This window comes from Pantoea alfalfae (assembly GCF_019880205.1).
Lineage (GTDB): Bacteria > Pseudomonadota > Gammaproteobacteria > Enterobacterales > Enterobacteriaceae > Pantoea > Pantoea alfalfae.
The window spans coordinates 3,424,451-3,441,156 of record NZ_CP082292.1; the positions used below are offsets into that span (position 1 = coordinate 3,424,451).

Consider the following 16,706-nt stretch of genomic DNA (forward strand, 5'->3'; position numbering starts at 1 on the left):
ACCGGGGGATCCCCCACCCTGCATGGAGACGGCGATGGACCTGCTCACGATTCTTTCCCGCACCTTCTTTGATTTTCCATCAATGATGGAAGTACTGCCGCAGATGCTGACCACCGGGCTGGTCAACACGGTGATTATCTCGCTGGCAGCTACGCTGCTCGGCACGCTATCTGGTCTTCTGCTGGCGCTGATGGGCATCTCGTCCTCACGCTGGCTGCGACTACCTGCCCGGCTCTATACCGATCTGTTCCGCGGTCTGCCTTCGATTCTGACCATTCTGCTGATTGGTCAGGGCCTGGCGCGATTCAGCTATCAGCTGTTCGGTCCTACACCCTATCCGCTGGGGATCTTCGCCCTCAGCCTGATCGCCAGCGCCTATATGGGCGAGATTTTCCGCGCCGGTATTCAGAGCGTGGAATGCGGCCAGATGGAGGCCTGCCGGGCGCTGGGGATGAGTTATGGCCGGGCAATGCGGCTGGTGGTCATCCCGCAGGGGATCCGCCGTGTGCTGCCCGCCATCGTTAACCAGTTCATCGCCATTATCAAAGATTCATCGCTGGTCTACCTGCTGGGCCTGATGACCCAGCAGCGGGAGCTGTTTCGCGTGGGTCAGGATGCGGCAGTGCTCACTGGCAACCTCTCGCCCCTGATGCTGGCCGGGCTGTTCTATCTGATCATCACGGTGCCGCTGACACACATGGTCAACTATGTCGATGTGCGCTATCGCACCGGCCGCCGTCGCCTGACGGCACCGAAAAGCGGCTTAAAAGAAGTGGATGAAGTCAGAGCGCCCGGGGTTTCACTGGTCACGCAACCCCGAATCGGAGGCCCCCATGAATAACCTGAACGGCGCGAGCTGGCACGGCGCCAGCCTGGAGCTGCGCGATCTGACGCTGGCCTATGGCCCGATTGAGATGCTGCGTAACGTCTCGCTGCGGGTCGCGCCTGGCAGTACTACCTGCATTATCGGACCATCCGGCTCGGGTAAATCGACGCTGCTGCGCGGCATCAACCGGCTGCATGAACCGCAGTCCGGGGATGTGCTGCTGGCTGACCGATCGGTGCTGCACGACAAACCCGATGCGCTGCGGCTGCGGATTGGCATGGTGTTTCAGCATTTCAATCTCTTCCCCGACCACAGCGCGCTGGAGAACGTGGCGCTGGCCCCGTGGCGGGTTAAAGGCTTGCCTAAAGCGCAGGCGATGGCGATTGCGCGTCAGCGACTGGAAGAGGTGGGCCTGGGGCAACGCGCCGATCACCGGCCACGCGATCTCTCCGGCGGTCAGCAGCAGCGCGTCGCGATTGCCCGTGCGCTGGCGATGGATCCCGAGGTGATGCTGTTTGACGAGGCGACCTCCGCGCTCGATCCCGAACTGGTGAAAGGTGTCCTGACGCTGATGGCGGATCTCTGCCGTCGCGGCATGACAATGGTTGTAGTGACCCATGAAATGGGCTTTGCACGCAAGGTGGCAGATCAGGTGGTGTTTATGGACGAAGGCGAGATTGTTGAAGCCGGACCGCCGGGTGCCATTTTTGATGCACCGCAGTCGCCGCGACTGCAACGTTTTCTCTCTGAAGTGCTGTAACTGAGCAAGGAACCTGATAATGGCGTTAAAAAATGAAATAAAAGTGGTGGTACTGGGCGGTGGCGTCATCGGTGTGTCGACGGCGCTGGAGTTGACAAAACGCGGAGCGGCGGTGACGCTGGTGACCGAAGCTGCACTCTGCTCCGGCGCATCGGGACGTTCACTGTCGTGGCTCAACTCAGCGGGTGAGCGCTCCCTGCCCTACCATGCGCTGCGCATGGCGGGTATCGATCGCTATCGCACCCTGTTTGCTCAACATCCTGACCTTGACTGGCTACGTTTCGATGGCGGGCTCTGCTGGTTTAAAGACGATGCAGCCGGAACCCAGGCGCGGCATGCTTATGAGAAAACCCACGGCTACGACTCACAACTCATGACTGCGGATAACGTGGCGCAGGCGGATGCGGCCATCAATCCCGCCGCGCTGCCGTCGCAGGCAATATTTAATCCTGGTGAAGGCTGGGTCAGCCTGCCACACCTCACAGAGTATCTGGTGAATCAGTTTCGGGCGCGCGGGGGTGAAGTGATAGAACATGCCGGTAAAGCCAGCGTGCTCACCGATCAGGGCCGCGCCTGTGGCATCCGCACTGAACAGGGTGAGCTGCGGGCAGATGCGGTGGTGGTCGCCTGTGGCCCCTGGACACCGGATGTGGTAGCACCTCTCGGCGTGACGATCCCCAACGGATCGCCGGTCTCCATGCTGGTCATCACGGAACCAGGCAGCCATGAGTTGAAAGCGGTGCTGAACACGCCCCGCGCCGCCATCCGGCCTAATCCCGGCAACCGTTACGCGCTGGATCATGACTGGTATGAAGAGGATATCCAGCCGCTGGCCGGAGGTGATTACTATATTGATGAGCAGGTCGTGGCAAAGCTGGCGGACGAAGCGAGCAAGCTGTTACGGGGTGACGAGCCGCTCAGCGTTCAGAGCTGGAAGACTGGCCTGAAGCCGATTCCGGGCGATGGCGATCCGGTGCTGGGACAACTGCAAAAGGTGCCGGGCTGTTATGTGGCGTTCACGCATTCGGGCGCAACGCTGGCGCTGATTGTCGGGGAATTACTGGCGGAGGAGATCGTAAGCGGTGAGAAGCATCCGATGCTGGCCAGCTTTAGTGCAGAACGTTTCAGCTAAAAAAAAGCCGGTCATCACGACCGGCTGATTTTATTTATCCACGGAATTAGCCACGGAAGAAGATATCACCCGATTTACCCATGACGATTTTGCCAGTGTCATTGGTAATCAGAATGTAGTTGGCGTTGATATACGCCCAGTGAGTATTTTCCTGCGGGGCAGGCAGATTACGCTTTTGCCACTCGGTAATGGTGAAAGTTTTATCGGTGTACTTCTCTGGCACGATGTCACCGATTTTGTACTGTTTGTAGTCGATGATGATGGTGCTGAGTTCATAATCAGGGCGCGCACCATTCACCGTTGACGGCGTGTTTGGCGTGGTGGGCGTAATACCATCATTAGACTGTGAGCTGGTCGGTGCCTGGTTTTGCGCCGCACCGGCATCTGGCTGAACGCTGCCGGTATCAGGCGTCGCGGTCTGAGCATCAGGATTAGCGGGCTGGATCTGCGGCGGTGGCGGAACGGTATCCGTTGCTTCGCCAGCAGCCTGTACAGCGGGGATCAGGCTCAGCGAGCCAACCAGTAATCCCATTGATAAAAGTACACGTTGAGTCCTGCGCATAATGATTTCCACGTTGAATTTTGACAGTCAGGCTAAAGTTTATCGCACTTCCGTTCCGTTGTGCTGATGCTATGTGCAGGGAAAACAGCGCTGTTTGCCTTACTGCACACAGGCCAGATAACGGATCAGACCACTTTATCCTGAGTTGCCAGATCGACCAACAACGCAATGCCTGAATTGTTGCTCCGGTTAAAGCCGCTCTGCAGCACCACAACCGCATTACCGTGACGTTTGTCGTAGCCGATAAAACTGGCGTAGGCGCCGATATAGCCCGACAGCGCGGAGATCTGCGAGAAGGTGACACCATCCGCCAGCAGGCAGATTAAGTCGCATTGTTAATCTGTCCATCCACTGGCCGATAGCGACGATCCGTGTGAAAAAGCCAGCCAAAACCATGCTGCAGGAAACGCTGTTTTCCTTCTGTCAGTCATTTATTTAACGCGTAGCTGAGCGGCGGCAGCGCCAGAACGTACGTGACTGTAGTTGCATAACAGGTGACAGAGAGGCTGAACACGGTTTAACTGCCAGGGAATGCCCGAACAGGGTTAGCTGTGTTGCAGCCCACAAGGGTGTACACTGCTGCGGTTTTGAGGCTTAACGCCGCGCTGAAATTTGATATGCCCGGGAGGCAACCGCATGAAAGAAGGCCCACTGTCCGAAAAAGAGCTGCAATGGCTGGAAGATATGCTGGAAAAATATGGCAGCGAAGCGTCGATTATTGATGTCTCCGAACTGGATGGTCTGCTGACTGCCGTTCTCTCCGGCCCTGTGACCGTCGAACCCAGCCAGTGGTTGGTGGCGCTGTGGGGTGGCGAGAAGCAGATTCCAAAATGGAGCAACGAGCGTGAAATGACGCGTTTTATGTCGCTGTGCTTCCAGCATATGAATGATGTGGCTGATCGCTTATCTGAATTCCCGGAGCAGTTCGAACCGCTGTTTGGCATCCGCGAGATGGAGGGTCTGGAGTTTACCGTGGTTGAAGAGTGGTGCTTCGGCTATATGCGCGGTGTCGCGCTGACCGACTGGTCTGCTCTGCCAGCGGATCTGCAGCCTGCGCTGGATGCTATCGCCCTGCACGGCGTGGAAGAGAACCTCGAAAAGATTGACGCTATGACGCCGGAGGAGATGGAAGCCAGCATTGAGGCAATCCGCCCTGCTGCGCTGGCGCTGCATGACCACTGGATCTCCCAGCCGGAAGCGATTCCCGTGCCACAGAAACCTGTTTCAGCTGAGAAACTGCCCGGCCGTAACGATCCCTGCCCGTGCGGCAGCGGCAAAAAGTATAAGCAGTGCTGTCTTCATTAATTGACTGATTAGCTCAATCACTTGCCGGGTGTTACCACCGCCCGGCAGGTCTCGCCAGATTATCTATCCGTTACCTTCCCCGATTAAACAGTCTACGGTCTGAACAGCAACATGCTTATCGCTGAGGTAAGCACGATTTTACCCTTCTGTATTAAGCACCCTTCCCGATCAGGAATGAAAGTTAATAATTTTTCACTCTACATCGTTAAAAAGCAAAAATGTTGCGTTTAAAAACCCATCATTAACTTCAAATCAGGTATAGCCTGCCCGGGTTTATCACTCCCTATAAACCCTGATAGATATACATCTTTATTTTAACAACAGTTATAAAATTGCGATCTATCGTTGTTATCAACAAGCTGATTTTGAAAAGTGCATTTATTGCTAAATATGAAACGATGTTATTTATTGCCATGTGATAATGCACGATTATTTCTTGTTAAAACAGCATTAACTCCAATCGTATTTTCTACGTTTAAATTTATAATGAAAATGCTCAATCAGGCCGAATAAATACATATAAGCTACTGATATTATTAATTATTAATAAAAACAGAAACAAACGAAAATCATTTCTGCGCTGGTAGCGGATTATTAAATACATTTACACAAGATTGACAAAAAATTCCTGCATGCAAGGTCTGATTAGTTGTTTTTCGGAGTTTAAAATCGAAAAAAATCCATAATAACTTATTTTATACTGCCTGATTACCTCAACTTAGATTAATCCTCTACAGCGTGTGGATAAGAGTGTGTAAATTCCCTTTCATGATTTTATTTGTAAGAATACAGATTAAAGTTAAAGAACTAACTAAACCATCCTTCTCTCTATAAGATATGAGTGATGAAAGTGATAAACACTTATCTATCTACTCAGATAAGTGCTTAGCCATCAAACAGGATAAAACCTTGCCATGGCAATGAATAACTAACCCTATAGCAGAGCTAAGAAAAAACCGGTCAGCATTATTAAACAGAGTGTCAAATCACATTAATTATTAAGCGTTAAGATAAAAAATATATTTTTAGTCATTTTTATGACACCGCGTTATCGGGCCATAACTCACTGCCATCTGGAGGTTAACTCACTGTTTTAAATTTTTTTATCAAAATAACACAGCAGCATCTGGCTACTTTTTAACCGCCAGATTCATTTCAACACTATTGGTGAAAAATGAAAACACAATTAATTATTAAAGATACTCAGGGCAATGTTATTGCTAAACATGCTTTACAACCTGGAAAGTCGCTGGCATTGGAGTCAATGCCACAGGCTGCGTCCTATGAAGTTCACAGTGTTGATGGGCAGCCTCCCCAGAAGATCATTGCGTCAAAAGCGAATGGCCAGATGAAATTCAAGCTGGTGGATGATGTCACGGGTGAGCAGTATGACATCATCCTGCAGAACGTCAGCGCAGAAGAAATACCGGTCATGACAGCCTCTGGTTCAGACGGTGTGATTTACGCGTATGACTATGATTCGGTTAATAGCGTTTATGAACTTGTTTCGACCTCGACGGATCCCCTTATCGCGGACAATGTCTATGTAGCGGGAGGTGTTTTAGGTGGTCTTGCTGCATTGATTGGTGTGGCTGCAGCGTCAAACTCTGGTGGCAGTGGGGTTTCAAGAAATAACAACTCTGTAGCAGCGAATGAAGATAACTCTGCAGCAACCAGTGAAGACAATAGTGCTGCCAGCGTTGTTCCTGCCACAACGCCATCTCTCATCGACGACGCCGGTAACCCGGTGGCGGACGGCGCAAGCACCAGCGACAGCACGCCGACCATCAGCGGCGGCGGCATGCAGCCCGGCTCCACCGTGGTGATCACCGACGGCGACACCGAACTCGGCACCGCCACCGTCGACGCGGACGGTAACTGGACCTTTACCCCGGACGCCCCGCTGGCCGACGGCGAGCACGCGCTCGTGGTTGACGGCACCGACGCCAGCGGCAACGCCAGCAGCAGCACTGTCGACGTTATCATCGACACCGGCGACACAACGTCGGGCGTGAGTGATGATGCAGGTATCCCGGCAGAAGACAATGGCAGTGATTCTACCCCGGGCGCGGGGGACAACGCAGGTAACCCGGCAGAAGGCGACACCAGCGCTACCGTACCGGGCCTGACCGACGACGCCGGTAACCCGGTGGCCGACGGCAGCACCACCAGCGACAGCACCCCGACCATTAACGGCGGCGGCATGGAGCCCGGCTCCACCGTGGTGATCTCCGACGGCGACACCGAGCTCGGCACCGCCACCGTGGACGCGGACGGCAGCTGGACCTTCACGCCGGAAAATCCGCTGGACGACGGCGAGCATGCACTCGTCATCGACGGCACCGACGCGAACGGCAACGCCAGCAGCAGCACCGTGAACGTGACGGTCGACACCAGCGCCACCGTACCGGGCCTGACCGACGACGCCGGTAACCCGGTCGCCGACGGCAGCACCACCAGCGACAGCACCCCGACCATTAACGGCGGCGGCATGCAGCCCGGCTCCACCGTGGTGATCTCTGACGGCGACACCGAGCTCGGCACCGCCACCGTCGACGCAGACGGCAACTGGACCTTTACCCCTGACGCCCCGCTGGACGACGGCGAGCACGCGCTCGTGATTGACGGCACCGACGCGAACGGTAACGCCAGCAGCAGCACCGTCGACGTCATCATCGACACCAGCGAAACCGTGCCCGGCATGACCGACGACGCCGGTAACCCGGTCGCCGACGGCGCAAGCACCAGCGACAGCACCCCGACCATTAACGGGGGCGGCATGGAGCCCGGCTCCACCGTGGTGATCTCCGACGGCGACACCGAGCTCGGCACCGCCACCGTGGACGCCGACGGCAGCTGGACCTTTACCCCGGACGCCCCGCTGGACGACGGCGAGCACGCGCTGGTCATCGACGGCACCGACGCGAACGGCAACGCCAGCAGCGACACCGTGAACGTGAACGTCGACACCAGCGAAACCGTGCCCGGCCTGACCGACGACGCCGGTAACCCGGTCGCCGACGGCAGCACCACCAGCGACAGCACCCCGACCATTAACGGCGGCGGCATGCAGCCCGGCTCCACCGTGGTGATCTCTGACGGCGACACCGAGCTCGGCACCGCCACCGTCGACGCAGACGGCAACTGGACCTTTACCCCTGACGCCCCGCTGGACGACGGCGAGCACGCGCTCGTGATTGACGGCACCGACGCGAACGGTAACGCCAGCAGCAGCACCGTCGACGTCATCATCGACACCAGCGAAACCGTGCCCGGCATGACCGACGACGCCGGTAACCCGGTCGCCGACGGCGCAAGCACCAGCGACAGCACCCCGACCATTAACGGGGGCGGCATGGAGCCCGGCTCCACCGTGGTCATCACAGATGGCAACACTCCGATCGGTGAAGCTACCGTAGACGCGGATGGCAACTGGACGTTTACGCCAGATACTGCGCTGGACGATGGCGAACACACGCTTATCACAGGTGGTATTGATGCCAGCGGCAACAACGTCAGCAATGCTGTAGACGTCATCATCGACACCAGCGCCACCGCGCCGGTCATGACCGACGACGCCGGTAACCCGGTCGCCGACGGCAGCACCACCAGCGACAGCACCCCGACCCTCAGCGGCGGCGGCATGGAGCCGGGTTCTACCGTAACCGTCTCCGACGGCGATGCTGAAATCGGCACCGCCACCGTGGACGCGGACGGCAGCTGGACCTTTACGCCGGATGCACCGCTGGCAGACGGCGAGCATGCGCTGGTCATTGACGGTACCAATGCCAGCGGTAACGCGGTCAGCGACACCGTGAACGTGACGGTCGACACCAGCGCCACCGCGCCTGGCCTGACCGACGACGCCGGTAACCCGGTCGCCGACGGTGCGACTACCAGCGACAGCACCCCCACCCTCAGCGGCGGCGGCATGGAGCCGGGTTCTACCGTGGTCATCTCTGACGGCGACACCGAACTCGGCACCGCCACCGTGGACGCGGACGGCAGCTGGACCTTTACCCCTGACGCCCCGCTGGCCGACGGCGAGCATGCACTCGTCATCGACGGCACCGACGCGAACGGTAATGCGGTCAGCGACACCGTGAACGTGAACGTCGACACCAGCGCCACCGTACCGGGCCTGACCGACGACGCCGGTAACCCGGTCGCCGACGGCAGCACCACCAGCGACAGCACCCCGACCCTCAGCGGCGGCGGCATGGAGCCGGGTTCTACCGTAACCGTCTCCGACGGCGATGCTGAAATCGGCACCGCCACCGTGGACGCGGACGGCAACTGGACCTTTACGCCGGATGCACCGCTGGCAGACGGCGAGCACGCGCTGGTCGTTGACGGCACCGACACAAACGGCAATGCGGTCAGCGACACCGTGAACGTGACGGTCGACACCAGCGAAACCGTACCCGGCCTGACCGACGACGCCGGCAACCCGGTCGCCGACGGCGCAAGCACCAGCGACAGCACCCCCACCCTCAGCGGCGGCGGCATGGAGCCGGGTTCTACCGTGATCGTCTCTGACGGCGACACCGAACTCGGCACCGCCACCGTGGACGCCGACGGCAGCTGGACCTTTACCCCTGACGCCCCGCTGGCCGACGGCGAGCACGCCCTTGTGATCGACGGCACCGACGCGAACGGCAACGCGGTGAACGACACCGTGAACGTGAACGTCGACACCAGCGAAACCGTACCGGGCCTGACCGACGACGCCGGCAACCCGGTCGCCGACGGCGCAAGCACCAGCGACAGCACCCCGACCCTCAGCGGCGGCGGCATGCAGCCCGGCTCCACCGTGGTCATCACAGATGGCAACACTCCGATCGGTGAAGCTACCGTAGACGCGGATGGCAACTGGACGTTTACGCCAGATACTGCGCTGGACGATGGCGAACACACGCTTATCACAGGTGGTATTGATGCCAGCGGCAACAACGTCAGCAATGCTGTAGACGTCATCATCGACACCAGCGCCACCGCGCCGGTCATGACCGACGACGCCGGTAACCCGGTCGCCGACGGCAGCACCACCAGCGACAGCACCCCGACCCTCAGCGGCGGCGGCATGGAGCCGGGTTCTACCGTAACCGTCTCCGACGGCGATGCTGAAATCGGCACCGCCACCGTGGACGCGGACGGCAACTGGACCTTTACGCCGGATGCACCGCTGGCAGACGGCGAGCATGCGCTGGTCATTGACGGTACCAATGCCAGCGGTAACGCGGTCAGCGACACCGTGAACGTGACGGTCGACACCAGCGCCACCGCGCCTGGCCTGACCGACGACGCCGGTAACCCGGTCGCCGACGGTGCGACTACCAGCGACAGCACCCCCACCCTCAGCGGCGGCGGCATGGAGCCGGGTTCTACCGTGATCGTCTCTGACGGCGACACCGAACTCGGCACCGCCACCGTGGACGCGGACGGCAGCTGGACCTTCACGCCGGATAGCGCACTCGCCGACGGTGAACACGCCCTTGTGATCGACGGCACCGACGCGAACGGCAACACGGTCAGCGACACCGTGAACATCACCGTTGACACCAGCGCCACCGTGCCGGGCCTGACCGACGACGCCGGTAACCCGGTCGCCGACGGCGCGACCACCAGCGACAGCACCCCGACCCTCAGCGGCGGCGGCATGCAGCCGGGCTCTACCGTGAACGTCTCTGATGGCGATGCTGAAATCGGCACCGCCACCGTGGACGCGGACGGCAACTGGACCTTCACGCCGGATGCAGCACTCGCCGACGGCGATCACGCGCTGGTTATTGACGGCACCGATGCGAACGGTAACGTCATGAGCGATACCGTGAACGTGACCGTCGACACCAGCGCCACCGTGCCGGGCCTGACCGACGACGCCGGCAATCCGATAGCCGACGGCGCGACTACCAGTGACAGCACACCGACCCTTAACGGCGGTGGTATGAAGCCCGGTTCCACCGTAACTGTCTCGGATGGCGACACCGAAATAGGCACCGCCACCGTGGACGACGACGGCAGCTGGACCTTCACGCCGGATACCGCACTGGCCGATGGCGAGCACGCCCTGGTTGTCGACGGTACAGACGCCAGCGGTAACCATGTCAATGACACCATCAATGTCGTGGTGCAAACCGCGCCGTCCATGGAAATCGTTGATGATAACGGTACCGCTATTCTGGATGGCGACACTATCAGTGACAGTACGCCAACGTTCAACGGTAAAAACTTCGAACCTGGAACCACTATTGTCATCGCTGACGGCGATACCACGCTGATCACTGTGACTGTAGGTGCGGACGGCAGTTGGACCTTCACACCAACCGCTGGATTGGCTGACGGTGCGCATGCCATCGAGGTCACCGTTACTGATCCACAAGGCGTCAGTGCCAGCGGAGTCTTCAACGTCACTGTCGATACCACACCGCCTGAAGGGGTTGATATCTCTACGGTCACAATGGTCGATAACGACGGTGCCACTATCACCGCAGCCGGTATCACAGCAGATAATACGCCAACCTTCAGTGGCACAGCGCTGGAGCCGGGAGCGACCGTGATTATTCGCGATGGTGAAACCGTATTGGGTGAAACCACGGTCAGCGAAGATGGCAGCTGGTCCTTTACGCCTTCAACCTCGCTTGATGATGGTGAACATCAGTTCACTTTCGAAGTCACCGATGAAGTCGGCAACAGCAGCGGTGCATCTGAAGCGCTGGACCTGTCAATCTCGGCAACCAAAGGCATCAACACGGGTGTTGTGGTGACAGATGATGCCGGCAATGTGATTGTGAATGGTGAAGCCATTAACGACAGCACACCGACCTTTAGCGGTCAGGATCAGACGCCGGATGTAACAGTCACCATCGCCGATGGCGAAACCGTGCTGGGCAGTGTCGTGGTTGCTGAGGATGGAAGCTGGAGCTTTACGCCTGACGCAGCACTGGCTGACGGTGATCATGCATTGATCGTCACCGTAACGGATGCGGAAGGAAACACCCGCAGCGATACCATTAACGTCGTGGTCGATACCGTTGCACCAGATCTGCTTGATGTGGCCACTGTGGTCGTCTCTGACGATGCTGGCAATACGTTCGCCGCTGGCAGTGCGATTAGTGATACCACGCCGACCTTTAGTACATCGGGGCAGGAAGCGGGCACCACTATTATTGTTCGCGATAATGGCACAGTACTGGGTGAAGCACAGGTTGCAGATGACGGCAGCTGGTCGTTCACGCCATCTGAAGCCCTGACTGAGGGTGATCACAGCTTTACGTTTGAGACTGTCGATGCTGCAGGTAACAGCAGCGGTGAGACTGCATCCGTAAGTTATCTCGTGGATTCTGTTGCGCCTGAAGGCGTGGACATTACTACGGTAGTGATCACGGATGAAGTGGGTGCGGCTATTAATACAGCCGAAACCCAGAGCGATAGCAAACTCACCTTCAGCGGCAGCGATCTTGAGCCTGGTGCCACCGTCACGATGTATGACAAAGGTCAGATCGTCGGCGAAACCACCGTCGACAAGGATGGTACCTGGACCATTACTGCCACTGACGGATTGTATGATGGCACCCATGAAGTGACCTTTACTGTCACGGACACGGCAGGCAACAGCAGCGATCCATCCGGCACGCTGGATCTGAATGTGCAGGCCATCACGCTGACGGCATCTGACAATGTCAGCTCAGGTGCTGCGGTAGGCTTTACCTATCCGGTTGATGTCAGTGAGGATCTGGGAACCATCCTGCAGGACGGCGGATTGATCGCGTTTAACAATAAGATCGTCAGCGATCCGATTGTGGTCGCAGACGGCACCATTATCGATCTTGATGTAACAGCGACCTCTTCTGCCTTCGTTAACGTCGCCAGTAACTCGACACTGGTGTTGCAGAAGTATGACTCGTCAACCAGCACCTGGGTCACCGTGTCTGAAGAGAACAGCGGAAACCTGTTTGGCCTGTTCGGACTGGGCGCATCAACTTCCACCATCACGCTGACCGGTCTGACTGCCGGCCAGTATCAGCTGGTTTACACCACCAGCGGTATTAACGTTGGCGTAAGCTTTAATCTGGAAGCCTCTAAAACCGTCTATACGCTGGCTGAACAGGGCACACCGACCGACTACACCACAGCAACCGGCAATGTGATAACAGATGTCGACAACGTCTATGGGGCAGATGGTATTCCGCACAGTGCCTACACCTCAGTGAGCGCGGCGAGCGTGACCAACAGTGATGGCACCGTGACATCTGTCACGCTGGATGCCACCACCCAAACCGCCACGCTGGTCGGTCAGTATGGCACGCTAATCATCAACGCTGATGGCAGCTATGTCTACACGCCTGTTTCCGCTATGGAAAGCATCGGTAAGGTGGATACCTTTACCTACACCATTACCGACTCCGCTACGGGTCAGAGCTCATCGGCTCAGATTTACGTGCAGATTGGTACAACAAATGAGGCGCTGGATCTGAGCTGGGATGCTACCGATCCTTCTGCAACCGCTGTTACGGATATCGCTTCCAGCAACGAGGCGAATGCCAGCGTTACAGTGACTTATGAGTCATCCAGCGCGACGAATACCGACGTTAAGCTGGTCGCAGGCGGGACCGAGAACTACAGTTCCACCTTTACCCTGGCAGGGAATGATGACCTGGTTACCGGTTCGCTGTCGTTAAAAACCGAATGGGGAGCATTTGGCAACAACTTCTCCACACCATTAAACATCACTTACGCCGTGCAAATGCAGAACAGTGATGGCACGTGGACCACGGTGAAAACGCAGACTGCCGTCGTGGCAGCCGGACAGCATAACGATGAAGTTATCCAGAACCTGGAGATGTCGTCGCTGCTGGACGGCCTGGGTGAGGGAACCTACCGCGTAGCGATTTCAACCACAGGTGCAACAAACGTGGTGAAACTGGATATGTCAGTTCAGACAGTCAGTCCCACCGAATACGTTATCACCGCGAATGAGGTCGCAACCGGCAACGTTCTGACCGATGAAGGCACAGACGGTGCGGTTGATAAGCTCAGCTCCATCTATACACGGATGTATGCCAAAGCCGGTGACAGCACCAGCGATGTGAAGGTCGATGACAGCTATACCTGGGTGACCGAAAGTGGCGTATCTATCGCGGGTCAGTATGGCACTCTGGTGATCTATAACAACGGTGCTTATACCTACACCCCTGCCACCACCACACTACCAGCGGGCTCTGAAGACGTATTTACCTACGCGCTGAAAGGCGCAAATGGTGAAGTGGTTAACGCCACCGTCACGATCCATCTGGGCGTTGAGGTTGACGGCAGCAACGGCGGTGCACTGGTATTCCACGGCACCGAAGTCAACGATGTATTTGATGTGTATGACACGAGCTTTGCCTCAGTAGATGGCGCGGCTGGCGATGACACGCTGGCATGGCATGGCAATGGCAATGGCAAGCTGGTCTTGAGCGACGTCGCGGCGAAAGTCAGCAACATCGAATCGATCATGCTGACCTCAACCACCAGCAGTGACAACCTGGTGCTGGATGCGCAGAGCGTAGAAGATGTGACCAGCGAAAGTAATGCGCTCTATGTTAAGGGCATCGCTGGCGACAGCGTGACGCTGGAAGGCACCTGGATCAACAGTGGCACGGTGATTGTCGACAGCATCACTTACACGCACTATACCAGCACCACCGCTGCCGGTACCCTGGTCGATATCTACGTGCAGCAGGGGGTTACTCTCTCCTCAACTCCCTATACGGATAGCCAGAATGGAACGGAATATACCGTTACCGCTGCGCAGGATGTCACAGGTACGGCGAGCGACGATATCTTCAACGTGAGCGACACCAGCTTTACCCACATTGATGGGGGTGAAGGTCTGGATACGCTGGTGTGGAGCGGTACCGGCACCCTGACGCTCAGCGAGCTGCAGTCGAAAATCAGCAACATCGAAGAGATCGAGCTGGTTAATGACAGCGCAGTGAATAATCTGGTGGTCACCGCACAAAACGTGGCGGACATCACCGATGCCGATAACACGCTGTTTGTTAAAGGTGCCATCACCGACACACTGACCCTTTCTGGCAGCTGGACGCTGGCAGGCAGCGAAGTGGTCAACAACGTGGATTACGTCCATTACGTCGGCACGACCGCTGATGGTCAGACGGTGAATCTCTACGTTGATCGCGACATGAAACTGAGCAGCACCGAAACCGCCTCTGAAAACAATGCGGCCGACGTGACCGGCGACGTTGCTCTGCTCAGTGACAGCGTGGCGCAGAGCACCACGATGAACACCGCAACCAGCAGCTTTACCAGTGAGAGCTTCACGGTTAACAGCATCAGCGATCTGCAGGAGATTAATGTCAGCGTGACCGGGACGTCGATCAATGCCAGCAATACTGTTTCGGTGAACTGGTCGTTGCAGGTTTACAACGAGCAGACGCTGCGCTGGGACAACGTGACCAGCGGCACGCAGGCGATCACCAGTGGCAGTCCGCTGAATGTCTCGCTGGAGGGTCAGAATGCGGGAACCTACCGCATCGTGGTCGACAGCACGCAGTCCGGACATCCTGGCTTCCTGTGGTCTACCAGCTATGACGCGCTCACAGTGAAAGTGGCAGTGAACATTGTCAGCACCACCGACTATAAAGTCAGCACCAGTTCCAGCGTCAATGGTTCGGTCTTTACCAGCGACAGCACCAGTGACAGTTCGCTGGTAGTGACGTCAATAACGGCGGGTATTGTGACCGGTGCCGCAAGCTATACGCTGGTTGCTGCTGCGGGAACCACTATCGCGGGGACTTATGGCTCGCTGACGATCAAAAACGATGGCAGCTATAGCTACACACTGAATAGTGACTCAGTGATCAAACTGACCGGCAGTGAAGATTCATTCACCTATGTTCTGGCGGATGGAAGCACCAAAAATCTGGTGATCACGCTGGGTGTCTCCGTGGATGGCTCTGAAGGTGGCGCGCTGATCTTTGCCGGTACCGTTGGTGATGACAGCTTCACCGTTCACGACACCCAGTTCACCTCGGTGGACGGGAAGTCGGGTCAGGATACGCTGGTCTGGAATGGCACAGGCGAGCTGAATGTCAGTGAGATTGCGGACAAAGTGAACAATATCGAAATCATCGATCTGCAGGATAACGCCCAGGCAACGGCGCTGCTGATTAGTGCCGATGATATTGAGAAAATCACGGATACCAACAATGTGCTGTATGTCAGGGGTGGCAGCAATGACTCCCTTTCACTGCAGGGCGTGTGGGCTGTTAACGGCGTGGAAACGCTGAATAACATCACCTACACCCTCTACACCAGCACGGCGCTGGATGGCACGGCAATCAAACTCTATGTTCAGCAGGGTCTGCAATTCAACGAAGTGGCAGAGCATCTTGCCGGCTCCATCGAGGATGTCTCCGCCGATCTGACCGTGGTATCGGTGAGCCAGAACGGTGAAACCACCGCGATCACTGACGATGCGGTGAGCTTCAAAGGTGCCTACGGCACGCTGGTTATCGATGAAGCGGGTCACTACAGCTACGTGGTGGATGATGCGTATGCGCACAGCGGAAACACTGACACCTTCACCTATGCCCTGTCAGACGGCAGCAATGCCTCTCTGAGCTTTAACCTGGGCGTTGATGTTGATGGCAGCGAAGGCGGCGCAATTACCTTCACCGGCACCCGCGGTGCAGATGTTTTCGAAGTCTATGACACCGATTTCATCTCTATCAACGGTGCCGATGGTAACGATACGCTGGCCTGGCATGGCACGGGAACGCTAAACCTTAGCGATATCTCCGCCAGGGTCAGCAATATTGAAACCATCGACCTGATGACGGATGCCGGAAAAGACAATCTGGTAATAAGCGCAGAAAGTCTGCTGAAGGTCACTGATAACGATAATACGTTATATGTCAGAGGGGAAAATGGCGACACGGTGACGCTGAATGGTAACTGGGAGCAGGCAGACGGAATAGTGGCAAATGGGGTTAACTATAACCATTACACCAGTTCTGCAGCCGATGGCTCCGTGGTACAGTTATATATTGAAGACGACATCACCATCGGATAATTAATATCCGCATTAAAAGCAGGCTGGGTTATTTACACCAGC

General features: G+C 57.0%; 6 protein-coding genes and 1 pseudogene. 5 read left to right on the plus strand and 2 right to left on the minus strand.

Features of this window, described 5'->3' with window-relative positions:
- Positions 1 to 34 precede the first annotated feature (34 nt).
- The 3 genes from K6R05_RS16130 to K6R05_RS16140 are packed head-to-tail and all read left to right on the plus strand — an operon-like array spanning position 35 to position 2,718.
- On the plus strand, positions 35 to 841 hold the full coding sequence (locus K6R05_RS16130) for an amino acid ABC transporter permease (RefSeq protein ID WP_161735951.1): 807 nt from the start codon (positions 35 to 37) through the stop codon (positions 839 to 841).
- Positions 834 to 1,586 (plus strand): amino acid ABC transporter ATP-binding protein, encoded by a 753-nt coding sequence (locus K6R05_RS16135; protein WP_222924617.1) that lies wholly within the window; start codon positions 834 to 836, stop codon positions 1,584 to 1,586. Before K6R05_RS16130 ends, K6R05_RS16135 begins: the two co-directional genes overlap by 8 nt.
- Before the next feature lie 19 nt (positions 1,587 to 1,605).
- Complete coding sequence (locus K6R05_RS16140) at positions 1,606 to 2,718, plus strand: NAD(P)/FAD-dependent oxidoreductase (protein WP_222924619.1); 1,113 nt, start codon at positions 1,606 to 1,608, stop codon at positions 2,716 to 2,718.
- 46 nt (positions 2,719 to 2,764) lie between these two features.
- On the opposite strand, the gene K6R05_RS16145 is transcribed toward K6R05_RS16140, so the two are convergent.
- Both K6R05_RS16145 and K6R05_RS22170 read right to left on the minus strand, forming a co-directional pair.
- A complete protein-coding gene (locus tag K6R05_RS16145; RefSeq protein WP_161735949.1) occupies positions 2,765 to 3,280 on the minus strand; it encodes an RcnB family protein in 516 nt (171 codons plus the stop codon).
- Between the two features lie 125 nt (positions 3,281 to 3,405).
- Positions 3,406 to 3,561: pseudogene (locus K6R05_RS22170) on the minus strand (serine hydrolase domain-containing protein); the annotation flags it as partial.
- A 355-nt stretch (positions 3,562 to 3,916) separates the two neighbouring features.
- Here K6R05_RS22170 and K6R05_RS16150 point away from each other — a divergent pair.
- Positions 3,917 to 4,585, plus strand: a complete 669-nt coding sequence (locus tag K6R05_RS16150) for a YecA/YgfB family protein (protein ID WP_150010999.1) — start codon at positions 3,917 to 3,919, stop codon at positions 4,583 to 4,585.
- A 1,174-nt stretch (positions 4,586 to 5,759) separates the two neighbouring features.
- The gene (locus tag K6R05_RS16155) at positions 5,760 to 16,664 is read left to right on the plus strand and encodes a beta strand repeat-containing protein (RefSeq protein WP_222924621.1); all 10,905 of its coding nucleotides are present in this window, start codon (positions 5,760 to 5,762) and stop codon (positions 16,662 to 16,664) included.
- Positions 16,665 to 16,706: the final 42 nt, after the last annotated feature.